The 23,225-nt window shown below is 71.0% G+C and carries 14 protein-coding genes, 1 tRNA gene, 1 pseudogene and 2 riboswitches; of the genes and pseudogenes, 7 read left to right on the top strand and 9 right to left on the bottom strand.

Annotated features, from left to right (window positions below; translation table 11 throughout):
• Nucleotides 1-74: 74 nt before the first annotated feature.
• Nucleotides 75-1,673, bottom strand: a complete 1,599-nt coding sequence (locus tag AOK17_RS12975; RefSeq protein WP_055612570.1) for a glycoside hydrolase family 43 protein — start codon at nucleotides 1,671-1,673, stop codon at nucleotides 75-77.
• Between the two features lie 218 nt (nucleotides 1,674-1,891).
• Nucleotides 1,892-2,773 carry an aminoglycoside phosphotransferase family protein gene (locus AOK17_RS12970; RefSeq protein ID WP_055612569.1) on the bottom strand — a complete coding sequence of 294 codons (882 nt, stop codon included), beginning with the start codon at nucleotides 2,771-2,773 and terminating at the stop codon, nucleotides 1,892-1,894.
• Nucleotides 2,774-3,033: 260 nt separating this feature from the next.
• Here AOK17_RS12970 and AOK17_RS12965 point away from each other — a divergent pair.
• Nucleotides 3,034-4,089, top strand: a pseudogene (locus AOK17_RS12965) (RNA polymerase sigma factor); the annotation flags it as partial.
• A gap of 135 nt (nucleotides 4,090-4,224) precedes the next feature.
• Here the strand turns inward: AOK17_RS12965 and AOK17_RS12960 are convergent.
• From AOK17_RS12960 to AOK17_RS53550, 4 genes are all read right to left on the bottom strand, one after another.
• Complete coding sequence (locus tag AOK17_RS12960; RefSeq protein WP_055612567.1) at nucleotides 4,225-6,627, bottom strand: SpoIIE family protein phosphatase; 2,403 nt, start codon at nucleotides 6,625-6,627, stop codon at nucleotides 4,225-4,227.
• 119 nt (nucleotides 6,628-6,746) lie between these two features.
• Nucleotides 6,747-8,156: an NtaA/DmoA family FMN-dependent monooxygenase gene (locus AOK17_RS12955; protein ID WP_055612566.1), complete on the bottom strand. Its 1,410-nt coding sequence runs from the start codon at nucleotides 8,154-8,156 to the stop codon at nucleotides 6,747-6,749.
• 22 nt (nucleotides 8,157-8,178) lie between these two features.
• Complete coding sequence (locus AOK17_RS12950) at nucleotides 8,179-9,444, bottom strand: LLM class flavin-dependent oxidoreductase (RefSeq protein WP_055612565.1); 1,266 nt, start codon at nucleotides 9,442-9,444, stop codon at nucleotides 8,179-8,181.
• Nucleotides 9,445-9,519: 75 nt separating this feature from the next.
• Complete coding sequence (locus AOK17_RS53550) at nucleotides 9,520-9,642, bottom strand: putative leader peptide (protein ID WP_257678064.1); 123 nt, start codon at nucleotides 9,640-9,642, stop codon at nucleotides 9,520-9,522.
• Nucleotides 9,643-9,893: 251 nt separating this feature from the next.
• Nucleotides 9,894-10,040, top strand: a riboswitch (SAM riboswitch).
• Nucleotides 10,041-10,250: 210 nt separating this feature from the next.
• Here AOK17_RS53550 and AOK17_RS12945 point away from each other — a divergent pair.
• The 3 genes from AOK17_RS12945 to AOK17_RS12935 all read left to right on the top strand — a co-directional run bounded on the left by AOK17_RS12945 (nucleotide 10,251) and on the right by AOK17_RS12935 (nucleotide 15,601).
• Nucleotides 10,251-10,976, top strand: a complete 726-nt coding sequence (locus tag AOK17_RS12945; protein ID WP_055612564.1) for a glutathione S-transferase family protein — start codon at nucleotides 10,251-10,253, stop codon at nucleotides 10,974-10,976.
• Between the two features lie 141 nt (nucleotides 10,977-11,117).
• A complete protein-coding gene (locus AOK17_RS12940; RefSeq protein ID WP_055612563.1) occupies nucleotides 11,118-14,549 on the top strand; it encodes an AfsR/SARP family transcriptional regulator in 3,432 nt (1,143 codons plus the stop codon).
• Nucleotides 14,550-14,740: 191 nt separating this feature from the next.
• Entirely contained in the window at nucleotides 14,741-15,601 is an 861-nt protein-coding gene (locus AOK17_RS12935) for a DUF4394 domain-containing protein (protein ID WP_079052983.1), read from the top strand.
• A 94-nt stretch (nucleotides 15,602-15,695) separates the two neighbouring features.
• Here the strand turns inward: AOK17_RS12935 and AOK17_RS52160 are convergent, their stop codons facing one another.
• Both AOK17_RS52160 and AOK17_RS12925 read right to left on the bottom strand, forming a co-directional pair.
• Nucleotides 15,696-17,228: a C40 family peptidase gene (locus tag AOK17_RS52160; protein ID WP_245697123.1), complete on the bottom strand. Its 1,533-nt coding sequence runs from the start codon at nucleotides 17,226-17,228 to the stop codon at nucleotides 15,696-15,698.
• 95 nt (nucleotides 17,229-17,323) lie between these two features.
• Nucleotides 17,324-17,496: riboswitch (cyclic di-AMP (ydaO/yuaA leader) on the bottom strand.
• Between the two features lie 285 nt (nucleotides 17,497-17,781).
• Nucleotides 17,782-20,613 carry a BTAD domain-containing putative transcriptional regulator gene (locus AOK17_RS12925; RefSeq protein ID WP_245697122.1) on the bottom strand — a complete coding sequence of 944 codons (2,832 nt, stop codon included), beginning with the start codon at nucleotides 20,611-20,613 and terminating at the stop codon, nucleotides 17,782-17,784.
• A 224-nt stretch (nucleotides 20,614-20,837) separates the two neighbouring features.
• Between AOK17_RS12925 and AOK17_RS12920 the strand changes: the two genes are divergently transcribed.
• Nucleotides 20,838-21,632: an SDR family NAD(P)-dependent oxidoreductase gene (locus AOK17_RS12920; protein WP_055612561.1), complete on the top strand. Its 795-nt coding sequence runs from the start codon at nucleotides 20,838-20,840 to the stop codon at nucleotides 21,630-21,632.
• A gap of 17 nt (nucleotides 21,633-21,649) precedes the next feature.
• On the opposite strand, the gene AOK17_RS12915 is transcribed toward AOK17_RS12920, so the two are convergent.
• Nucleotides 21,650-21,723 (bottom strand) — tRNA-Pro (locus AOK17_RS12915).
• 101 nt (nucleotides 21,724-21,824) lie between these two features.
• Here AOK17_RS12915 and AOK17_RS12910 point away from each other — a divergent pair.
• Nucleotides 21,825-22,337, top strand: coding sequence for a DUF309 domain-containing protein (locus tag AOK17_RS12910; protein ID WP_055612560.1), 513 nt, complete (start codon nucleotides 21,825-21,827; stop codon nucleotides 22,335-22,337).
• Nucleotides 22,338-22,417: 80 nt separating this feature from the next.
• Complete coding sequence (gene cobF, locus AOK17_RS12905; protein ID WP_055612559.1) at nucleotides 22,418-23,188, top strand: precorrin-6A synthase (deacetylating); 771 nt, start codon at nucleotides 22,418-22,420, stop codon at nucleotides 23,186-23,188.
• Nucleotides 23,189-23,225: the final 37 nt, after the last annotated feature.

Raw genomic sequence — 23,225 nt, 5'->3', positions numbered from 1 at the left:
GAAACGGCGTCAAGGGTCTTCGCCGACTTTCGAAAGGAACCGGTGAGCAGGGGGTCGGCAGGTCGGTGGATCTCCTACTCCCGGCCGTCGAGCTCCCGCATCTCGAACCAGTCGAAGTCCGCCGGGGTGCGGGTCCCGCCCAGGTCCTGCGCGCAGATGCCGACGAAGGCGCCGGTGAACCGCAGCCGGTCGCCGTAGTCGTCGGAGAGCTTGCTCGCGTCCATGACGGGGCCCACGGCATGCCAGTCCGTGCCGTCGGGCGATGCAAAGAAGCGGAGTTCCGCGCCGTCGAATCGGGCCCGCAGATGCACCAACGGCCAGTCGTCCGTGGCGAGTTCGCTGCCCGGAAGCTCTCTGTACGCGCCGTCGTCGGTGAGGACCACGCCCAGGACGCGACCCCGGCCCTCGACATGGGTGAGGCGGAGATAGAAGTGCGTCGACGTGTCGTACCAGCAGATGAGGCCCGCGAGTTGGCTGAAGTGCGAGGGGCGGAAGTCGACGACCGTCGTCGCCTCGCAGCGCACCGAGGTGAGCCTCCGCGCGACCAGGCTCTGGTCGAACCGCGAGTGCGGGCTCTGCCTGCCACGCAGCCGCAGATGCCCGGGACGTTCACGGAGGGTCAGCCAGTCGGGGGTGGCGGGTACGCGGAGTGTGCTCCAACTCCCCTCCAGGGACGGCGAGTCGAAGTCGTCCCTGGCAGCAGGCTGGGCGACCGGGCTCGGCTCCACCCCCGTGGGCGCCGGGACCTCCGGACTCGGCCGCCGCCCTCCGTCCGCCAGTCGCAGCCAGCCGTCGTCCGTCCAGGTCACGCGTTGCAGACAGGTCTCCCGGCCGAGGACGCAGCGCGGCCCGTCAGGTGTCCGTACGGGTCTGGAGGCCAGGTGGGCGAGGTACCACTCCCCCTCCGGCGTCTCGACCAGCTCACCGTGACCTGCCTTCTGCAGCGGCCACTCCGGGGTGTCGCGGGTCGTCAACAGCGAGCCGTCCGGGTCGAGTTCGTACGGTCCGGTCAGCTCGCGCGAGCGGGCCATCAGGATGCCGTGGTTCCAGCCGGTGCCGCCCTCGGCGAGCATCAGGTAGTACCAGCCGTCGCGCCGGTAGACGTTGGGCCCCTCGATCAGCTCCTCGTGGGTGAGGATCGTGCGCGGCCGGCCGATCAGGGCACGCTTGTCGACGTCGTACTCCTGGAGCAGGATCCCGGCGAAGGACGGGCGGCCGTCGCGCGGGTCCCACTGGATGTTGAGCAGCCAGCTGCGGCCGTCCTCGTCGTGGAAGAACGACGGGTCGAAGCCGGAGGAGTTGAGGAACACCGGATCGGACCACGGGCCGTCGATCGACGGGGCCGTGATCAGGTAGTTGTCGACGTCCTTGTACGGGTGCCCGATGGTCCGCACGATGCTGTACACGAGCCAGAAGCGGCCCTCGTGGTACGAGAGCGAGGGTGCCCACACACCCGCCGAGTCGGCGACTCCGCGCAGGTCGAGCAGCTCGGGCCGGTCCAGGATGTGGCCGGCCCGCTCCCAGTGGACGAGATCGGTCGAGCGGTGCACGGGCACGCCCGGGAACCATTCGAAGGTGGAGGTGGCGAGGAAGTACTCCGCGCCGACCCGCAGGATGCTCGGATCCGGGTGGAATCCCGGCAGCACCGGGTTGCTGATGTGGCCCACGGTCATCCAGGTTCCCTTCACACGGAGTCCGCGACGCCTCGCTGAGGCGCGCTCAATGTAGGAACCGGTTGCCACGGGGTCAACGCTCCCATCGTGAAAGCGGTGCTATTCGAAACTTTCGCTGGGCACGTTGGGCACGCTGAGCACTTGGGCGCGCCCAGCCAAGGGCGCCGGGAACTGCGCGACCGGCCACGTACAGCCCGCACGCGCCATACGTCCCGGAGTCATCCCCTACCCCTTCCGGCCCAGCGGCCCAACGCCACCGAGGCGATGACCAGTTGGGGGCCGTCGATCGCCGTCTTCCCGTCCTCGATGTCCCACAGGGTGTTCTGCAGGATGCGCCCCAGCGTCCAGCCACCCGCCCGCTGCCGGTCCAGGCCAACCGTCTCGGTCAGCACGTCGAAGCGGCGGAGCACCGCGCGGGCCTCGTCGCCGGTCGCCGTCACCGCGTCCCAGTTGCTGTCCAACGCGGGCCACAGGTCGAACCCCGGGTCTCCGGCGAGGGATTCGGGATCGATGGCGAGCCAGGGTTCCCGCTGTCCGGCGAGGACGTTGTCGTAGTGCAGGTCCCAGTGCAGCAGCCGGTCGCCCGGCTCGCCGACGAGTTCGGCCACGGCGGACGCGCAGGTGCGCAGCAGACTCCGATCGGCGGGGTCGCGGAGGGCAGGCAGCGCGTGCGGTACCTGGTCGAGCATGGCGGCGGCGATGTCGGAGAGCCGTCGCAGGCCGTCCGGCGCGGGCACCGCGACCAGGCGCGCCAACAGGTCGGCGAGGATCCGCAGTGCGGCGTCGTCGTCGGTCAGCGACGACAGTGGCCGCGCCGCGTCCAGTCGCTCCAGCAGCATGGTGCCGGTGTGCGGGTCGTGGTCGAGCAGACGCACCGCGCCCTCGCCGTTCCACACCCGCAGTCCCAGTGTGGCGCCCGCGTTGTCCTCGCTCGGTTCCTGGAACTTCAGGACCGCGGGCGTGCCGTCCGCGCGGGTCACCGGCAGGACGACGGAGGCCATACCGCGTGCCGTCGGGCCGTCCGGCGTCAGTGACCAGCGGTCCAGGAAGTGCCCGGCGGCGAACTTTTCGGGGATCTCCCCGGAAGTCTGTGTGCTCATCGGTGTCGGAGTATGACCTCACGCCGCCCCTGCGGGCCACGGAATATTGGGCGTTCAGAATCCGTCGGGAAAATCAACAGCGCGGACGACGTGATTCATGTCACCCACATTTCGAGGCAATGCGGGGCCGCCGACCGGGGCTCCGGCGGGTGTACCGTAATGGGGCGAGCCTGATGAAGATTTCCCACGCCGAGCAATCAGCACCGTGGACGACAAGAATTCAGGATTCCTGAAGACCGAAGGTCTTGCTCGACATTGTTGAGTTTGCACAAAGAACTGAGGCACGGGAAGAGATGTTGACCGCAATGGAGACGGATACCCCAGAACAAGGGCAGGAGACTCTTCTGGTGTCTCCGGACTACGACGCCGACGCTCCCGAGCCCCGGCTCGGCTCCGACGGTGCCTCCGTCGATCCGGTCCGGGACTACCTGAAGGTGATCGGCCGGGTCCGCCTCCTCAGCGCCGCACAGGAGGTCGACCTCGCCAAGCGGATCGAGGCCGGCCTGTTCGCCGAGCACAGGCTCGACGGAGAACCCGATCTCGATCCGGCGTTCCGGCACGAGCTGGAAATCCTCGTCGAGGATGGCCACCGGGCGAAATCCCACCTCATCGAGGCCAACCTCCGCCTGGTCGTCTCCATCGCCAAGCGTTATACGAGACGGGGTCTCACTTTTCTGGACCTGATCCAGGAGGGCAACACAGGTCTGATTCGGGCCGTTGAAAAGTTCGACTACGTCAAGGGTTTCAAGTTCTCGACCTACGCCACCTGGTGGATCAGGCAGGCACTGACACGGGCCCTGGCCGACCAGAGCCGCACGATCCGCATTCCGGTCCACGCGGTGGAGGTCATCAACAGAATGGCCAGGCTCCGCCGGGAGATGCTTCAGGAACTGGGCGTCGAGCCCACGGTGGGGCAGGTGGCGGAGCGGATGGAGCTGCCCGTCTCCAAGGTCATCGAGCTCGACAGCTACACCAAGGACCCCGTCTCCCTGCACCTGCCGCTCGGCGAGGACGGCGGCAGCGAACTGGGCGACGTCATCGAGGACAGCGAGAGCATCTCCCCCTTCGACGCGGTGACGTTCCTCCTGCTCAAGGACACCATTCAGGAGATCCTCGCCCATATGACCCCGCGCGAGGCAGGCATCATCACTCTGCGCTACGGGCTGCTGGACGGGCAGGCGAAGACCCTGGAGGAGATCGGCCAGGTCTACGGCGTCACCCGCGAGCGCATCCGCCAGATCGAGTCCAAGACGATGTCGAAGCTGCGCCACCCGTCCCGCTCCCAGGCCCTGCGCGACTACGTGGGCCTCGACTGAGCCGAGCCGCCCGAATTCTTCGGTAGGGCCTGGTTCTTGAGTAGGACCTGGTTCTTGAGGCCGGCCGGTTCTTGAGTCCGGCCCGGGGCTGACTGGCCCGGGGCTCACTGCCCCCGTACTCAAATGGACCGGTGCTCACTGGACCGGCAGCGCCTGTTCCGCCCAGATCGTCTTTCCGGTGCCGCTCGGACGCGTGCCCCAGCGGTCGGTGAGCTGTGCCACGAGCAGCAGGCCCCGGCCGCCCTCGTCGAAGGTGCGGGCCCGGCGCAGATGGGGCGAGGTGCTGCTGGCGTCGGAGACCTCGCAGATGAGCGTACGGTCGCGGATGAGTCTGAGCTGGATCGGGGAGCCGCCGTAGCGGATGGCGTTGGTGACCAGTTCGCTCACGACGAGTTCGGTGACGAAGGCGGCCTCGTCGAGCCCCCAGCGGGTCAGCTGCTCGGTGGCGTACTGCCGGGCCGTGCCGACCAGCGCCGGATCGGACTCCAGGTCCCAGACGGCCACCTGGTCGGCGTCCAGGGCGCGGGTACGGGCCAGGAGCAGCGCCACGTCGTCGGCGGGGCGCTGCGGGAGCAGGGCCTTGAGGACGTTGTCGCAGGCGTCCTCCAGATTCCGGGCCGGGGCGGCCAGAGCGGTGCAGAGGGCGGCGGTGCCCACGTCCACGTCGACATCGCGGGCCTCGACGAGACCGTCCGTGTAGAGGGCGAGTACGGCGCCTTCGGGCACGTCCAGCTCGGTGGCCTCGAACGGGAGCCCGCCGACGCCGAGCATCGGTCCCGCGGTGACTTCGACGACTTTCACCGTCCCGTCCGGGAGCAGCACGACGGGCGGCGGGTGGCCTGCGGAGGCGACGGTGCAGCGGCGGGACACCGGGTCGTACACCGCGTACAGGCAGGTGGCGCCGATCTCGCCGATCATCGCGCTCTCGTCGGCCGCGAGGTGTCCGACCAGGTCGTCCAGGTGTGTGAGCAGCTCGTCCGGCGGCAGGTCGACATCGGCGAGGGTCCAGACCGCCGTACGGAGTCGGCCCATGGTCACGGAGGCGTGGAGGCCGTGTCCGACGACGTCCCCGACGACCAGCGCCACCCTGGTCCCGGACAGCGGGATCACGTCGAACCAGTCGCCGCCCACGCCCGCCTGCGACAGCGCCGGAAGGTAGCGGGAGGCGAACTCGACGGCCGCCTGCACCGCCATCACCTGGGGCAGCAGGCTGCGCTGCAGGGCGAGCGCGGTGGTGCGCTCCCGGGTGTAGCGGCGGGCGTTGTCGACGCAGACGGCCGCCCGGCTGGCCAGTTCCTCGGCCAGCGACACGTCGTCCAGGTCGAAGGCGTCGGGATGCTCGGGCGTGAGGATCCGTACGAAGACGGCCACGCCCAGTGTCGTGCCGCGTGCCACCAGCGGTACGGCCATCAGCGACAGCTCGTGGTCCTCGCTCTCGCGCAGCTTGGCGGAGCGGGCGCCGTGCTGGGCGAACCAGGTGTCGAGGCCGCTGTCGCCGCTCCGGGTGAGCACCGGCTCGCCGGTGGCAAGGGCGCGGGCGGGCGGGGAGAAAGCCGGGTAGATGTCGGCGGCACCCAGGTCGATGGCCGCCTCCGGCACACCGGGGGTGCCGGAGTGGTGGGCGACCCGGCGCAGCTCCACACCGCCCTCCACCGGCCCCTTCACGGGTTCCTCGCCCTGGAGCACCGAGTCCAGCAGGTCGACGCTGGCGAAGTCGGCGAGCCGGGGCACGGCCAGTTCGGCGAGTTCACGGGCGGTCTGGATCACGTCGAGCTTGGTGCCGATGGACCCGGCGGCCTCGTTCAGCAGGGCCAGCCGCTGTCTCGCCCAGTACTGCTCACTGCTGTCGAACCCGGCCAGCGCGGTGCCGAGCAGCTCTCCGGCCCGGTCCCGCACCGGCCACATCTCGAAGCTCCAGGCGTGCATGCGACGGCCCGACGGTGAGCGGGTCCAGCTCTCGTAGTGGACCGGCTGCCCGGTCTCGGCGACGATCTCCAGATGGCGCAGGAAACCCCGGCTGTGCTCGGCGTTCTCCACGGTGTCGGGGAAGTAGCGGTGCCGGAACGCCGTCTCGGGCTGCCCCATGACCCGGCACGCGAAGTCGTTCATCCGCAGGTAGTGCTGCCCGGTGTCGAAGATCGACATGGACATCGACGCCTGCGTGAAGGCCAGCTCGCCCAGGGTCCGCTCGCCGGGGATTCCCTGGCCCGCGTCCGGGGTCGCGGTGACGACGAACCCCGGCCGCCGCTCCTTCCCGCCCTGCAGCGAGCACATCCGCAGCGCCAGCTCCAGCCGCCGCCCGTCCTTGTGGCGTACGGCAACGACCGCGTCGCCGTGTGTCAGCAGAGCCCGCCGGGCCGCCGCGGGGTCCCCCGCCACCAGCTCCGACGCCGGCCGCCCGGTCACGTCCTCGGCCGTGTGCCCCGTCAGCAGCCGCGCGCCCTCGCTCCAGCCCGTGACATCGCCGCTCGCGTCGACCACCGCCATGGCGTCACCGGCCGTGGCCGCCGGTCCTCCGTCGCGCGGCAATGTCACCATATGTACAAGAATGGTCCCTTTCGGCATCCGCATCAAGCCAGATGACCGGTTTCGACCCCCACTCCGCGGTCTCGTGCCGTGGTCTCGTGCTTACCCGATCGGGGTGACCTCCCGTACGTTCACGAGGCCACCCGCTCACCCCGCTTACCGAGGTCGGCGCCACCGGCATCGGCATTCGTACGGGCATCGGGATGGGCCAGGCCCAGGTGGTCGCGCAGGGTCGTGCCCTCGTACTCCGTACGGAACACACCGCGCTCCTGGAGCAGCGGGACCACCGTGTCGGCGAAGGCGTCGAGGCCGCCGGGGGTGATGTGCGGGACGAGGATGAAACCGTCGCTGGCGTCGGCCTGGACGAAGTCGTCGATGGTGGCCGCGATCGTGGCCGGGGAGCCGACGAAGGCCTGGCGGTTGCCGGTCTCGATGACCAGGTCGCGGATGGACCAGTTGTTGGCGGAGGCCCGCTCCCGCCACTCGCGGGCGGTGGCCAGCGGGTCGCGGTACATACGGACCTGGGCCCGGCCGCGCGCGATGGTGTGCTCGCCGAGGTCGGGGTCGATGTCGGGCAGCGGCCCTTCGGGGTCGTACGCGGACAGGTCGCGGTTCCAGACGAACTCAAGGTGCTTGATGGCGGTCGCCCCGCTGACCTGCTGGCGCCGCACCTCGCGGGCCAGTTCCTCCGCCTCGGCGTCGGTGTCGCCGAGGACGAACGTCGCGGCGGGCAGGATCAGCAGCTGGTCGGGCGTACGGCCGTAGCGGGCCAGGCGTCCCTTGACGTCCGTGTAGAACTCCTGGCCGTCCTTGAGGGTGGCGTAGCGGCTGAAGATCGCGTCGGCGCCGGCGGCGGCGAACTCGCGGCCCTCCTCGGAGTCGCCGGCCTGGAAGATCACCGGGCGGCCCTGCGGGGAGCGCGGGACGTTGAACTGCCCCTCGATGTCGAAGTGTTGACCCTGGTGGACGAAGGCGCCGGCCTTCGCGTCGCGCAGGAAGGTGCCGGTGTCCTGGTCGGCGACGATCTCGTCGCCCTGCCAGGAATCGAAGAGTTCGTTCGCGGTGGCCAGGAACTCCTTGGCCCGGGAGTAGCGCTCGTCCTGTGGGAGGAAGCCGCCGCGGCGGAAGTTCTCGCCGGTGAAGGCGTCCCAGGAGGTGACGACGTTCCAGGCGGCGCGCCCGTCCGAGAGGTGGTCGAGGCTGGCGAACTGGCGGGCCACTTCATAGGGCTCGTTGAAGGTGGAGTTGATGGTGCCGGTCAGGCCGAGGTGCTGGGTGACGGCGGCGAGCGCGGTGAGGACGGTGAAGGTGTCGGGTCGGCCGACGACGTCCAAGTCGTAGATCTTTCCGCCCTGTTCGCGCAGCCGCAGCCCTTCGGCGAGGAACAGGAAGTCGAACTTGGCGCGTTCGGCGGTCCGCGCGAAGTGCGCGAAGGAGCTGAACTCGATGTGGCTGCCGGCCTCCGGGTCGCTCCAGACGGTGGTGTTGTTGACGCCGGGGAAATGGGCGGCCAGGTGGATCTGCTTCAGCGGCTTGCTCATGGTCGTGCGGTCTCCGTCCGGCTCAGGCGGTGGCGTTGGCAGCGGTGTCGGCGGCGGCAGCAGCGCCGGTGGTGCTGGCGGCGTAGCGGTTGGCCGGGCGGGCGAGCCCGAGCAGTCCGCGCAGGGTGTCGGCCTCGTAGGCGCGGCGGAAGACACCCCGGCGCTGGAGTTCGGGGACCAGGCCCCGGGTGATGGCCGGCAGGTCGTGGCCGAGGACTGCGGGGCGCAGCCGGAAGCCGCTCAGCCCGGCCGACGCCAACTCTTGGAGCAGGTCGGCAAGTTGGGCGGGGGTGCCGGTGAAGACGCGGGCGTCACTGGTGAACGCCTCTCCCGCGAGGGCGTCGAGGCGGTCCTTGCGGGCGGACGCGGCGGCCGGATCGTCGTCGAGAAGGACCACCAGGTCGCCGAAGACGTGCAGGGGTTGGTAGGCGCGGCCCGCGAGGGCCTGTTCGGCGCGGATCTCGGCGACGATCGCGCGGGCCTGCTCGGTGTCGTGCGGGGTGACGTAGCCGATGTCGGCGGCGCGGGCCACCAGCCGATACGGGACGCTCTGGTGTGCGAGGGCGCTGACGACGGGCTGGCCCTGGGGCGGACGCGGGGTGATGGAGGGGCCCTTGACGCTGAAGTGCGGGCCCTCGAAGTCGATGTAGTGGAGCTTGTCGCGGTCGACGAAGCGGCCGGTGGCCACGTCCCGGATCTCGGCGTCGTCCTCCCAGCTGTCCCAGAGTCTGCGTACGACCTCGACGTAGTCGGCCGTCTCGTCGAAGAGTTCGGTCACCACGTCCTGGGTGGCCGGGCTGTCGTAGGCGTCCAGGCGGGGCAGCGTACGGCGGCCGAAGTGCGCCGCCTCGTTCTGTCGTGCCGTCAACTGCACGCGCAGGCCCGCCCGTCCGGAACTCACATAGTCGAGAGTGGCGATGGCCTTGGAGATGTGGAACGGCTCCGTGTGCGTGGACACCACCGTCGGCACCAGACCTATGTGGCTGGTCAGCGGTGCGATGCGCGCGGCGACGAGAACGGCGTCGAGCCGGCCGCGGACCTGGTCGGTCCGCCCGTCCGGCTCGATGAAGTGCGAGGACTGCAGTCCGAGTCCGTCCTCGAAGGTCACGAAGTCGAGGAGACCGCGCTCGGCCTCGGCGACGAGGTCGGCCCAGTACTGGGCCGTGAACAGTTCGCGGGGCCTGGCCACCGGTTCGCGCCAGGCGGCGGGGTGCCAGCCGGCGCCGTCGAGCGCCACGGCTAGGTGCAGCTGCGCGGAAGAGGGCAGGGCAGAAGGTACTGAGGACACGAGAGGTGTGCCTTCCTGATCGACCGTACGAGAAGGCCGGCCCTCATCGGAGGGCGCGACCGCGTGGGATACAGGTCAGGAGCAACAGAGCGCGCCGGCAACGCGCAGCAGGTCGATGTGCGGCCGGGAGTAGAGGCGTACGCGATGGAGCGGGGCGGCCTTCGGGACGCTGCGGCGGGACACGGTTCGCGCTGGCACGTGCGTCACCTCCGCCCTTCCGGCTCGGCGGACCAGGGGTCCGGCCGACCTCGCGTTCGCGGGCCCTCGATCGGGCACCGCCTCGTCGTCAACGACCACAACAGTACGGCTGTGCCTTTTCTTCCTGCCATCGGGAGTTCTTGTCGGGAGGCTTCCCATCACGAGGTGCGAACCCGGTCCGGCGGCCGGATGCCCAGTTGTTGAGACGCCGTCTTGACGGTCACGCTGAGCGCATCAACACTGACGGAGACGGTCACGATTGCCAGCGCCCGTCGTGCGGGGGATTCCCCGTTCGTGCGGTCATCGGCCCCGGCCCGCTGGCAGGCAACCCTTCCACCGCGACGGGGTGCCCCGGGTGACGACCGGGTTCCGCCGGAGCGGCGGGGCAAGCGTGGTCTCGCGTCTCGCGAGCCCCGACGGCAGGACCGGTGGGAATTGTCCAGGAACGGCTTGACGAGGCGCCTGCACATCGATTTGTCGCGTGTCTCCAGCGCTTACTGATCCGCTACGCGTCCGACCGATCCGGACCTGTACGGCAGCGCAGTCACTCCGTTCCGCCACTGGCGCCCACGAGGCGGCCAGGGCCTCCGCGTTCCCCCTGGAGAGTCATGCCCGAGACAGTTTCCCGCGGTTCCAGCAGCACTGACACCTTCACCACGACGGCCTCCCGCGCGACCGCCTCCCACTCGTCCGGCCCCCACGCATCCTCCCCCCACTCGTCCGGCCGCGGCACGACCACCGGTGGCGCGTCCGTCCCCGCTCCGGCGGCCCGTCCGCAGCGCTTCCGCGGCCGTATCGGCGTCGGTCTCGCGGGCGGCTTCTACCCTGCGCCGCACCGCTATCAGCTGTACCTGTCCGAGGCCTGTCCCTACTCGGGGCGCGTAGCGGTCGTCCTCGACCTGCTCGGCCTCACGGGTTCGCTCACCACCACGGTCCTGAAGCTCCCCGCCGAGACGCCGGAGGCCTTCGCATCGCTGCGCGGCGCCTACGAGGCGACCTGGCACCACTACGACGGCCCGCTCACCGCGCCCGCGCTGTGCGACCGTTGGAGCGGACGCGTCGTCAGCAACCACGCGCCCGACATCCTCCGCGACCTCGCCGGACTGCTCGCCGACGGGGCATGCGAGTCCACACTGGACCGGCTCGACCGTCAACTCGCCCTACACCCCTACGTGTTGGGCGCTGAGCTCAGCACCGCGGACAAGGACCTCTGGGTGACACTCACCCACCTCGACCACTTCGACGCGGCCGGAACGCTCGCCGCGTACCGCCACATCGAGGAGTACGTACGACGCCTCGGCGATCACCCGGACCTCTCCGTCGACGAGCGTTGAGCGCGGAACCCTGAGCGCCGGCCCACGGTCCGGTGTGACAACTGCGCGGCAGTGGGCCTGAATACGCCTTCCGGATATGCCGAAAACGAGGATAGAGAAAGGGAATGGTGAGGGAGTTGTAAAACGGCGGGCGGGGGACGCATGCGCATTCAGGTACTCGGGCCGGTCTGCGCCTGGCGGAACGGCACCCGCCTCGACCTCGGTTCGCCCCAGCGCCGCGCGGTACTCGCCCTGCTCGCCGTGTCCCGTGGACAGCAACTGCCGTTCTTCGGACTCGCGGACGCGCTGTGGGGCGAGCACCCGCCGGCGACCGCGTCGAACGTCGTCCAGACCCACATCAAGCACCTGCGCCACCTGCTGGAGCCCGACCGGCCACCACGCGCCCGAAGTGCGCTGCTCCCCCGGCTCGGCGACGGCTACGCGCTGCGCGTCCCGTACGACGCCATCGACCTGCTGCGCTTCAGGGACCTGGTCGCCGGGGCGGTGACCGTACGACGGGACGGGCGGGGCGGCGGCCAGGAGCGGGCCGCCGCACTGCTCGCCGACGCGCTCGGGCTGTGGCAGCAACCGCCCCTCGCGGACCTGCCCTTCCTCTCCGCGCATCCGGTGGTCGTCGCGCTGGCGGAGGAACGTCGCGGGGCGGTCGCCCAGTACGGCGAGGCCATGATCGCGGCGGGCAGGAGCGCCGACGCGCTGCCCGTCCTGGAGGAGGCCGCGGTCGCGCAGCCGCTGGACGAGGACGCCCAGGCCCGGCTCGTCCGGGCGTACGAGGCCGTCGGTCGACGCGACCAGGCGGTCGCCGTCTACCGGCGGAGCCGCCGTCGGCTGGCCGACGAACTCGGCGTCGACCCCGGCCCCGCGCTGGCCGAGGCGTATGCCGCCCTGCTGCGCCGCCGCACCCGGCTCTCCGCTCGCGGGACCGGGCACGCTCCCGCCGGCAACACGGCCGAGGGTCCTGGCGAGTTGCCCGCGCAGGTGCCCGCCCACGTACCCCCGTACCCGCCTTCGGCGCACCGATTACCCGCGCAACTCCCCGCGGACGTACCCGACTTCGCGGGCCGTGACCCCGAACTGTCCGCACTGGACCGGCTGCTGGCCGCGGCGGCGGACAGCCCGACGGCCGGGGCCGTGTCGGTCGTCTCCGGCACTGCCGGGGTGGGGAAGACCGCGCTGGCCGTGCACTGGGCGCACCGCACACGGCACCGGTTCCCCGACGGCCAGCTCTACGTCAACCTGCGCGGCTACGACCCGGACCGCCCCATGCCTCCCGGCGACGCCCTGACTCGGTTCCTCACCGTGCTCGGGGTCCCCGGTGACGCGGTCCCGCTCGACGTGGACGACCGCGCGAGCCGGTTCCGGACCGAACTGGCCGACCGGCGCATGCTGTTGGTCCTGGACAACGCCCTGTCCGAGGAGCAGGTCCGCCCGCTGCTTCCCGGCTCGCCGGCCTGTTCGGTCGTGGTCACCAGCCGGGACAGCCTCGCGGGACTGGTGGCCCTGCACGGCGCCCGCCGTATCGGTCTGGGCCCCCTCCCGCCGCCCGACGCGGTCGCCCTGCTGCGCGCACTCGTCGGTACGCGCGTCGACACCGAGCCGGGTCCTGCCGCCGCCCTGGCCGAACAGTGCGCGCGTCTCCCGCTGGCGCTCCGGGTCGCGGCCGAACTCGCCGTCGCCCACCCGTCGTCGCGACTGGCGGACCTGGTGGCGGAACTGGCCGACCAGCATCGGCGGCTCGATCTCCTGGACGCGGGCGGCGACCGGCGCGCGGCGGTGGAGGCGGTGTTCTCCTGGTCGTACGAGCGCCTCCCCGCCCCGGCCGCCCGCACCTTCCGCCTGCTGAGCCTGCACCCCGGACCGGAGGCGGACGCCCATGCGGTCGCGGCGCTGATCGGCGAAACGCCGGACGAAGCGACGGTCCGGGTGCCGGGCGAGGGGCCGACCCATGTGCCGACCCCTGCGCCGAGCGAAGGGCCAACCCATGCGCCGGGCGAAGGGCCGCCCCGTGCGCCGGACGCCGCGCGGGACGAGAGACCCGGGCACGTGCCTGGCGCCTCGTCGGGCCAGGTGCCGGGCAGCGTGCCACGCCACACGCCGGAGCGGGTACAGGTGCCGGGCCGGACACCGGCTCACATGCCGGAGCGCGGGCCGGGACGGACACCGGCCCACACACCAGAGCACATGCCGGGTCGGACGTCGGCCCACACACCAGAGCACGTGCTGGCCCACATGCCAGACGCCGTACCAGGCGATGAGCCCGCGGGCCCCGGTGAGGGTCCGGTCCACGCCGCCGGGACCCTGGCGTTGCTGGCCCGTGCCCACCTCCTTCAGCCCGCCCGGCCGGGCCGGTTCGGCACGCACGACCTGCTGCGTGCCTACGCGTACCGCCTGACCCGTACGCATGACTCCGAGGCCGAACGGCAGGCCGCGCTGGTCCGTCTCTTCGACCACTACCTCGGCACGGCCGCGGCGGCCATGGACACGCTCTACCCGGCCGAGCGGCACCACAGGCCCGCGGTCGCGGCCACCGTCCATGTCTCGCCGGCCCTCGGCGACGCGGACGTGGCACGGGCCTGGCTGGACGCCGAGCGGCCGACACTGGCCGCCGTCTGCGCGGTGGCCGCGGACCGCGGCAGCCCCCGGCACGCCGTCCGCCTGGCGGCCCTCCTGTTCCGCCACCTCGACTCCGGTCACCACACCGAGGCGCTGGAGATCCACCGCCACGCCCTGCGGGCCGCCGAGACGATCGGCGACCTGGGCGGACAGGCCCACGCGCTGACCAACCTCGGGGTCGTCCACTGGCGGCTCGCCGACGCGGGATCGGCCGAGGACCATCTCGTACGGGCCCTCGAACTGCACCGCCGGACGGGCGACCGGGCGGGGCGCGCCAGAACCCTGTCCAACCTCGGCAACGTCCACTGGCGGCTGGGCAGCCTCCGCGACGCCGCGCACGACCATCAACAGGCCCTCGCCCTCTACCGGGAGACCGGCGACCAGGTGGGCCAGGCGCGCACCCTCACGAACCTCGGCAATGTCTGTCTGCGGCTGGGCGAGTACGGGCAGGCGGCCGACCACCAACGGCACGCCCTCGCCCTGCACGATCTGACCGGTGACCGGATCGGCCGCGCCCGCACCCTCTCCCACCTCGGCAACGCCCTTCTGAGGCTGGGCCGTTCGGAGTCCGCGGCCGAGTGCCAGGAGCAAGCCCTCACGCTCTTCCGGCAGTTGGGGCACCACGGCGGAGAGGCGTACGCGCTGTCCGGGCTCGGCGAAATCCGGCTGGGGCAGGGCGAGTTCGTGGCCGCCGTCGCCTGTCAGCGGCGGGCCCTCGAACTGTTCCGTGAGAACGGTGAGGGCTACGGCGAGGCGTCGGCGCTCAACGGCCTCGCCGAGGCGCTGTACGGCAGCGGCCGTCACGACGAGGCGCTCGACCACCACTCCACCGCGGCGACGGTCGCGTCCGTCACCGGTGAACACGACCAGCTGGCACGAGCGCATGCAGGCGTCGAGCGCGCCCGCCGGGCCCTGGGGCCGTGGGTGCCAGCCACCGCGTCGTCGACCACTTCGGGGCCGTGAGCCCGCGGAGCCCCGCCGAGCGGCCGATCCGCCGTTCAACCACCGTCCAGTGGATGTCCAGTCCTGCCCCATAGCTTGCCGTCGCCGCCTGTCGATCCGGCCTGACGGACCAGGCGGCAACACCTCTGACACAGCACACGCTCGCGCTCACATCCACGCTCAAGCTCACGCCGACCGAGAGGGAAGTAGCGATGAAAGCAGGGCTCAAGAAGAGAATGGCCGCGGCGGTCGCGGCCGCGTCCGCCATGGCGGCACTCGTCGTGGCGACGCCGGGCACCAGCCACGCGGCGCCGCCCCGTCTGCTGGCGTTCGGCATCTCGGCCGACGGTACGCTGATGGCCGCGTTCAACACCGACGACCCCGGCACGCTCAACTGGTTCAAGCGCATCGACGGGCTCGTCGGCGACACCGCCGTCGTCGGGCTCGACTTCCGCGTACAGAACGGACTGTTGTACCTGGTCGGCAACAAGGGCGGCATCTACACGGTCCAGATCCCGCCCGCCGTCCCGAACCCGCTTGTCACCAAGGTCTCGCAGCTCAGTGTTCCGCTGCAGGGCACGAACTTCGGTGTCGACTTCAACCCCGCGGCCGACCGGTTGCGGATCATCAGTGACACCGGTCAGAACCTGGCGCACAACCTCGCCAACAGCAGCACCGCCACGAACACCCCCCTGACCACGGACGGGGCGACGACCCACGGCGTCACGGGAGCCGCCTACACCAACAACGACCTGAACTCGGCCACCGCGACGACGCTGTTCGACATCAACACGACTTCGGACCAGGTCGTCATCCAGTCGCCGCCCGCCAACGGCCTGCTGGTGCCGACCGGCTCACTGGGCTTCGACGCCGGTGTCAACGCGGGCTTCGACATCTTCAGCGATCTGAGCGCCGGCAAGACGATCTCGAACACGGCCTTCGCCACCCTGACCCCGGCCGGTGCCTCGACGTCGACGTTCTACACCGTCGACGTGCTCACCGGAGCCACGACCAGTGTGGACCAGTTCCCCATAGCCATCACCGACGTCGCCGTCTCGCTCGACATGAGCTGACACTTTCGCAGACCTGCCGTCTCCGGAACGAGACGATCGGAGGCCGTATCGGGCGGCGCCTCGCGCGCCCACCGATACGGCCTCCGGGTCAGGGTCAGGCAGGCCGGATCACGCTGTGGATCGCCGACTCGCCGGCCCAGTGGATCGACTCCTCGCGGATGGCCGCCCCCGGGCTCGGCGCGTGGACCATCATGCCGTTGCCGCTGTAGATGCCGACATGGCCGACGTGCCCGTGGAAGAGGACCAGGTCGCCGAGACGGATGTCGGAGAGGGGGACCGCCATGCCGGCGACCGCCTGATCGTTCACGGTACGCGGGAGTGCGACCCCCGCCGCCTTCCACGCCGCCTGCGTGAGGCTGGAGCAGTCGTACGACCCCGGCCCCATCGCTCCCCACACACAGGGCTTGCCGATCTGCCCACGGGCGAAGTCGACGGCTGTCGCCGCCTTTCCGCCGTATCCGGGGGCCGATCCGGCGTATCCCGGGGTCGACACCCCGCTGTATGCCGGGGTCGCGGCGCCGTAGCCGGGGTTCGATGCGCCGTATCCCGGGTTCGCGGCACCGTCCGAACCGATGGGCAGGCCCGTGCCCATCGGCGTACGGACGTCGATGGCCGGAGCCATACCGAACGTGAGGTCCGGGCCCATGGGCAGGTCCATGCCGATCGACGGAACAGGAGCAGGAGCCGGTACCGGAGCCGGAGCGATTGACGGAGTCGGAATCGGAGCCGGGGCAGCGGGCAGCCCCATGCCGAGCGTCAGGTCCGGGCCGCCCAGGGCGTCGACGGACATTTGTGTGCCGTAATAACCGGCCGACTGCGACTGCTGCAGTGGCTGCAACTGCTGCTGCGGCTCGAACTGTTGCTGCGGCTGCCACCATTCGGCCTCGGCCTGGCGGTAGCCCTGCCCCTCGGTGGTGGCCCAGACGGTCTCCGCCGGCGGGGGCTCGATCGCCGCCACCGGCGCGCTCCGCCGGGCAGTGTGTGCGGAGAGCAGTTCACGGGCCTTCGCGAGCTTGCTCTGGTTCCGCTGCTTGGAGGTCTTCAGCGACTGCCGCGGATCGGCGGCGATCGCGGGCAGGATCGCGGTGGCCTCCTGGCGCGCCTGCGGCACGGCGGGCAGCGCGGCGATGGGCCCTGCGGTCAACTCCGCCACCGGTCGGGCGGTTGACGCGGCGCCGGGTCCGGCGGTCAGCTCCAGGAGCGGTTTGCTCGGCGCTTCCAGCGCGCGGTCGCCCGAGCGGTCGGGCGACCGTTCTCCCGAACGGCCACCGGGGCTCTTGGGCCGCGTCGCGGCCTGGTCGCGGTCCGGCATCCTGTCGGGCGGCAGCACGGCGGGGATGAGGGGCCCCAGTTGCGAACGCCCCACGTCGAACCACTGCTTGGCGCGGTCGTTCAGAGCGGGAGCAGGGGCGGCAACCGTGTCGGCGCGCCCACGCCCGGTGTCGGATCCGGGCATCACACGCTCGCGCGTGCGCCCCGAACTCATCGCCCGGGTCGCGTTGTAGTTCCCGCTGACGGTCTCTGCTTGGTCGTAGAGGCTGCTGATCCGCTGCTGGACCTCTTCGCGACTCGGCTTGTCGTCCTCTCTCGCCGGCGAGGAACCGCCGGCCGAGGAGTAGAGGTCCACTGAGGTGGCGGCCGCCGTCGCGAGGGCGGGCCGGGGTATACCCGGGAGGTTGCTGCCTCCGGGGCGCGGGGTTCGTTCCGGCGCGATGGGAGCCGTACTCCTTCCGTGCTCCGCCTACCGAGTTAGCTGTCGGGTTCGGGCGAGGAATCCGGAAGGTATGCCCTACGGCCCTTGCCCTGTCGGGCGGTTGGGCCGATTCACCCCAAAGTTCGGTTGGGTCCCCGGTTCCGGTCGCCACGAGGGCCACCGAATTCGGCGGAGGCCGCGCGACCCGGCGAGGTTCACCGGAGGGAGTCGTGCGTCCTGTCCGTCAACTTAGCCAACATGTGCACCTCGTGTGAAGATTGAAGTGCGAAGTGTCCGATATATAACTGTGACCTTCGTCGTATCGGGTCGAGACATCGCCGGACTTCGGCGACTTCTCACGGTTCGCCACTCCTCCGACAAGAGGGCGAAGACATGGGCCCCGGCCGACCAAGCGTTCTTTCCGGGCCGCTCGAGGGACGGGGGCACCGACCCTCCCCAGGACAGCCGGTGTCCCCTCCCTCTCACGTCATCGGCGGTTCGCGCGGCAGTGGACGGCACGCTCCACCGCGGCGGCCATGGCCTGCTGGCCCCGGGCGTTGGGGTGGGCGGGCGCGGCCGGAGCCGCCGCGACCAGGGGTTCGATCCAGCGCTCTCCGGCCGGCTTGCACATGTCGTGTCCTACCGACGAGGTGTAGGTGTCGACGTAGCCCACGCCCTTCGCCGACGCCTGGCTCGCGAGCATCGCGTTGAGCTTCTTCTCGGTGTCCCGCAGATAGGCGAAGTCACCGGCCGCGAGCGGTACGGCGGAGCTGGTGCAGCCGACCCCGTCGTCCGGGAACAGGCCGGGATAGCCGACCACCAGGACCTTGGCGTGAGGAGCCCGCTGCCGGACGGCGTCCAGCGCCGCTGCGATCTTGGGAGCGGTGTCGTTGACGCGCTGCTCAAGCTGGTCGGTGCCGCCGCTCGTGAAGAAGGTCTTGCACGGGCTGCCAGTCGGGTCCTGGGACGTCAGTCCGGCGCAGGTGGACAGGTTCCTGGAGAAGCCGATGTCGTTGCCGCCCATGGTCAGGGTGACCACGTCCGTGTCCGCGCCCAGTGCGTCCAGTTGCGGTGGTCGCGAGCCCTGAGGTCCGGCCAGGGCCGTGGTCGTGGAGCCGGCTTCCGCGTGATGTCCGGCGACATGGTTGAGCCAGGTGAGCCAGGCGATCGTGTAGAAGAGCGCCCATTCGTCCTCCTCGCTGGGCTCCGCATGCCGCTGTCCTACCGTCAAGTCGTATGCCTGCAGAGTGCGTTGGAGTCGGTCGATCCCCTCTTCCTCGCGGCCGCTGATGAACCAGAAGTAGCCGAGCCGCGCCTCAAGGAGCAGCGCCTCGGCCCCCCTTGACCTGGCCGCCATCAGGTCCGAGGCCGCCCTGATGTTGGCGGACTCCTCGGTGAGGCGCCTGGCCCACTCCTTCTGGTCGCGGGACGAGATTCCCTCGCTGCCTTCACGGACGAGGCGTGCGGCCCATGTCATGAGGCGTTCCTCGGCTTCGGGCGCCCGGCCCTCCTCCCGGAGCCGGGTGAGCGCGTACTCGCGGACCGTCTCCAGCATCCGCAGCCGGTTCCCGTCGGGCGTGGAGACCGGTACGAGAAGGGACTTGTCGACCAACTGCCCCAGCACGTGCAGCAGTTCGGAACTGTCCGCCCCGGGCAGCGGCATGACCGTTTCCATGAGGTCGACGGAGCAGCCGCCCACGTACAGGGCCAGCTCCGTCAGCAGCGTCTGCTCGGTGGAGTCGAGGAGGGCGTAGCTCCAGTCGAGGACGGCACGCAGGGTGCGGTGTCGGGCCGGCGCGGTGCGCTCCCCCTTGGTCAGCAGGGTGAAGCGGTTGTCGAGACGGGCCTCGATCTCACGAACGGTCAGGAGCCGTACGTGTGCGGCGGCGAGTTCCACCGCCAGCGGGAGTCCGTCGAGCCTGCGGCAGAGGCGGCGGATGTCGTGCAGCGCCGCCTCGTCCGGGGCGAAGGACGGATCGATCATGGCAGCGCGCATACCGAACAGGTCCGCGGCCTCCTCGTCCGGCATCGGCGCCAAGGGGTACAGCACCTCGGCGGGGGCCTCCAGCGGTGCTCTGCTGGTGGTCAGGACGGTCAGCGAGGGACACCGGCCCAGCAGCGTCGCCACGAGCGGGGCGACCGCGTCGAGCAGGTGCTCGCAGTTGTCGAGCACGAGGACCGCCCGGCGTCCGGCCAGGAACGAGGTGAGCCGGTGGAGATGGTCGTACGGCGGCTGGTCCGGCCGGACGGAGGTGTCGGACAGTCCGAGCACGGAGGCGACCACCGCCAGCACGTTCGCGTCGTCGGCCGGCGCCAGATCCACCCACCAGACGTTGCCGCGGGACGGCTGGACCAGTGCGCACACCTCCCGCGCCAGGCGTGTCTTGCCGACGCCTCCCGGGCCCAGCACGGTCACCAGCCGCTCGCGGTCGACGACCGCACGCAGCGCGCCGAGATCTCTGCGCCTGCCGACGAACGGGCCGAGCGGCCGGATCGGATTGCCCTCGCCGGGTGCCGGCCGGACATCCGTGCGCGTCGACGTCAGGCGGTACGACGTGGAGGCCGGCCCTTGCAGGGACGGATCGTGGCGGATGATCGCGGCGTGCAGCGAGCGCAGCTCCAGCGAGGGAACAACACCGAGCTCGGACTTCAGCAACCGTCGGCCCGTTTCGTAGACCTCCAGGGCTTCCGTGAACCGCCCGCAGCGGTAGAGCGCGAGCATGAGGCGGGTCCGGGACCGCTCGCGGAGCGGTGCGAGGGACACCAGGGCCTTCAGTTCGGGGACCAGGTCCTCCGCGCGGCCGACTTCGAGGCCCGCGGTGGCGACGTCCTCCAGAGCGCCCAGCCGCAGATCCTCGAGGCGGGTCCGCTCGGTTTCGAAGACCCGTCCCTCCAGGCCGTCCAGGGCGCGGCCACGCCACATCGACAGCCCCAGCCGCAGGTTGCTCTCGGCCTTCTCGTACTCCTCGGCCGCCAGGTGCTCACGGCCTTGCCGGACCGCGGCCTCGAAGACGGGCACATCGACCTCGTCCTCCGGTCCCAGGACGAGCCGATAGCCGCCGTGGCCGAACAGCAGGCGGGCGTCCTCGCCCCGCGCCGCGAAGGCGGCGCGCAGCTTGGCCATCTGGACCTGAAGCGCGCCGACCGGGTTCTTGGTCTCGCGCTCCGCCCACAACTCGTCGACGAGGGTGTCGCGCTGCACGACCGCCCCGTGGGCGAGCAGCAGCCGTCCCACGATCGCCCGGGACACGGCGCCGGGAGGGACGACCGCGCCGTTGGCATTCACCAGCTCCAGGCGGCCGAGCAGTCGAAATCGCATGACCGCCATCCTGCCGTGGCCGGCCGAATGCCCCGAAGGGCCTGTCGGCGCGTCGCGGGGACGCGAGCCCGGCCCGAGTGTCACCCGTCGCCGAGCGGGCATACGCAGCCGAGGCCGTGTCCGCCGGCGTCGACCGGAGTGGCGGGGCGATCGCCCTGCCACCAGGCTGACGGCAGACGTACCGGCACGCAGGACGGACAGACGCACAAGGGGACTGGTTCCACATGCAGATCGATCTGACGGGTCGCACCGCCCTGGTGACGGGCTCGACGCAGGGCATCGGCGCGGCGATCGCCGCCGGACTCGCGCGCTCCGGCGCCCGGGTGGGGGTGAACGGCCGGAACGAGAAGCGGGTCGCGGAGGGCGTGGAGCGGCTGGCGGCGGAGGTGCCTGGTGCGGACTTCGTCCCGGTGGCCGCCGATGTGTCGAACGAGGAGGGCGCGCAGCGCGTCCTGGAGACGCTGCCGGAGGTGGACATCCTCGTCAACAACCTCGGCATCTTCGGCTCCGCCGACCCGCTGGAGATCAGCGACGAGGAGTGGCGGCGCTATTTCGAGGTGAACGTGCTGGCCGCGGTACGGCTGATCCGTATGTACCTGCCGGGCATGACGGAGCGCGGCTGGGGCCGGATCCAGAACATCGCCAGCGACTCGGCGGTCGTCATCCCGGCCGAGATGATCCACTACGGCATGTCCAAGACGGCGCTCCTCGCGGTCGGCCGCGGCTTCGCGAAGCAGGCTGCGGGCACGGGGGTGACGGTCAACTCGGTCATCGCAGGGCCCACCCACACCGGCGGCGTCGAGGACTTCGTCTACGAGCTCGTCGACCGCGATCTGCCCTGGGACGAGGCCCAGCGCGAGTTCATGCGGAAGCACCGGCCGCAGTCCCTGCTGCATCGGCTGATCGAGCCCGAGGAGATCGCCCACATGGTCGTCTATCTCAGCTCCGACCAGGCTTCGGCCACGACGGGCGGAGCCCTGCGCGTCGACGGGGGCTACATCGACTCGATCCTGCCCTGACCTACGACTCGTACGAGTCGGGACGACAGGATTTGAACCTGCGACCCCTTGACCCCCAGTCAAGTGCGCTACCAAGCTGCGCCACGTCCCGATGCGCTTCATTGCGGCAGAACCACGTGATCGCGCAGACAGAACACTACCCCACCCCCGGTGCTGCTTCGAAGGTGGCGTGAGGGGAGGGACAATCGCTGCATGAGCAGTGCTTCTGACGACAGGCGGGACCGGGACGCGGAGGGGCGGGCGCGCAACGCGCGGCCCCGGGACGGGCTCGGGCGGCCCCTGCCGTACGGGACCGACGGGGTGGAGCGGCAGCCCGAAGGGGTGGTGCGCGCGCCCGAGGACTCGGTCACCGAGGCGCAGGCGCTGCTGGCGGCGGGCAAACCGTTCCACGCGCACGAGGTCTTCGAGGACGCGTGGAAGTCGGGTCCCGACGAGGAGCGGGCACTGTGGCGCGGGCTCGCCCAGCTCGCGGTGGGGCTCACGCACGCGGCCCGGGGAAACGTGACGGGCGGGGCGCGGCTGCTGCGGCGGGGCGCCGGGGCGGTCGAGGAGTGGGGTGCGGAGGCCGGGCGGTCGCGGCCGTACGGGCTGGAGCTGGCCCAACTGGCCGCGTGGGCACGGGAGTTGGCGGACACGGTGGAGAAGGACGGGGCGGCCGTGGACGCGGAGGTGTGGGCGCCGCGACTGCGGGGCGACGAGGGCTGACGGCGGCTCGGGGCCGGAGCCGGCCCGCCTCCGTCGGATGCGGTGACGGGACTGTCGGTGGCGTGGGGCAGACTCGGGGCGTGCGAAAGATTCATGTCATCGGCATCGGGGCGGGCGATCCCGACCAACTGACCCTGCAGGCGGTCAAGGCGCTGAGGAGCACGGACGTGTTCTTCATCCTCGACAAGGGCGAGGCCAAGTCGGATCTCGTCCAGCTGCGCCGTGACATTCTCGACGCGCATCTGCCGGAGGGGACGTACCGACTGGTGGAGGCGCGCGACCCGGAGCGGGACCGGGCCGCCGGGGGCGCGGGCTACTCCCCCGCCGTCGGCGACTGGCGCAGTGCGCGGGCCGACATCTACGAGCGGCTGATCACCGAGGAGCTGGGCGAGGACGAGAGCGGGGCGTTCCTCGTCTGGGGCGACCCCTCCTTGTACGACAGCACGCTGGGGATTCTGGAGGAGATCCTCGACCGGGGCGCGGTCTCCTTCGAACACGACGTCGTGCCGGGCATCAGCAGCGTCTCGGCGCTGGTCGCCCGCCACCGCACCGGGCTCAACCGCGTGGCCCGTCCCGTCCAAATCACCACGGGCCGCCGGCTCGCCCAGGGCTTCCCGGAGGACGTCGACGACGTGGTGGTCATGCTCGACGCCCACCAGGCCTTCCAGCGGTACGCCGACCAGGACATCGACATCTACTGGGGCGCCTACATCGGCACACCCGACGAGATCCTGGCCTCCGGCCCCCTCGCGGAAACGGCCCCACGCATCGCCGAACTGCGCGAACGGGCCCGCGACCGCAAGGGCTGGATCATGGACACGTACCTGCTGCGCAGACGCCCCCGGGACTAGACGCGTCCGGCAGACGCGCGCCCCAAAGGGGCGCGGG

Source organism: Streptomyces phaeochromogenes (genome assembly GCF_001418655.1).
GTDB classification, from domain to species: domain Bacteria; phylum Actinomycetota; class Actinomycetes; order Streptomycetales; family Streptomycetaceae; genus Streptomyces; species Streptomyces phaeochromogenes.
The sequence above is the reverse complement of the archived record's forward strand: the minus strand, read 5'-3'. Positions and strand labels throughout refer to the sequence as shown.

Excerpts from the sequence above, each read along its gene's own strand:
- AOK17_RS12955 (WP_055612566.1), bottom strand. The coding sequence starts at position 8,156 with ATGAGCAAGCCGCTGAAGCAGATCCACCTGGCCGCCCATTTCCCCGGC.
- AOK17_RS12945 (WP_055612564.1), top strand. The coding sequence starts at position 10,251 with ATGCCCGAGACAGTTTCCCGCGGTTCCAGCAGCACTGACACCTTCACC.
- AOK17_RS12970 (WP_055612569.1), bottom strand. The coding sequence starts at position 2,773 with ATGAGCACACAGACTTCCGGGGAGATCCCCGAAAAGTTCGCCGCCGGG.
- AOK17_RS12910 (WP_055612560.1), top strand. The coding sequence starts at position 21,825 with ATGAGCAGTGCTTCTGACGACAGGCGGGACCGGGACGCGGAGGGGCGG.
- AOK17_RS12920 (WP_055612561.1), top strand. The coding sequence starts at position 20,838 with ATGCAGATCGATCTGACGGGTCGCACCGCCCTGGTGACGGGCTCGACG.
- AOK17_RS12975 (WP_055612570.1), bottom strand. The coding sequence starts at position 1,673 with ATGACCGTGGGCCACATCAGCAACCCGGTGCTGCCGGGATTCCACCCG.
- AOK17_RS12940 (WP_055612563.1), top strand. The coding sequence starts at position 11,118 with ATGCGCATTCAGGTACTCGGGCCGGTCTGCGCCTGGCGGAACGGCACC.
- AOK17_RS12960 (WP_055612567.1), bottom strand. The coding sequence starts at position 6,627 with ATGGTGACATTGCCGCGCGACGGAGGACCGGCGGCCACGGCCGGTGAC.
- AOK17_RS12925 (WP_245697122.1), bottom strand. The coding sequence starts at position 20,613 with ATGCGATTTCGACTGCTCGGCCGCCTGGAGCTGGTGAATGCCAACGGC.
- AOK17_RS12935 (WP_079052983.1), top strand. The coding sequence starts at position 14,741 with ATGAAAGCAGGGCTCAAGAAGAGAATGGCCGCGGCGGTCGCGGCCGCG.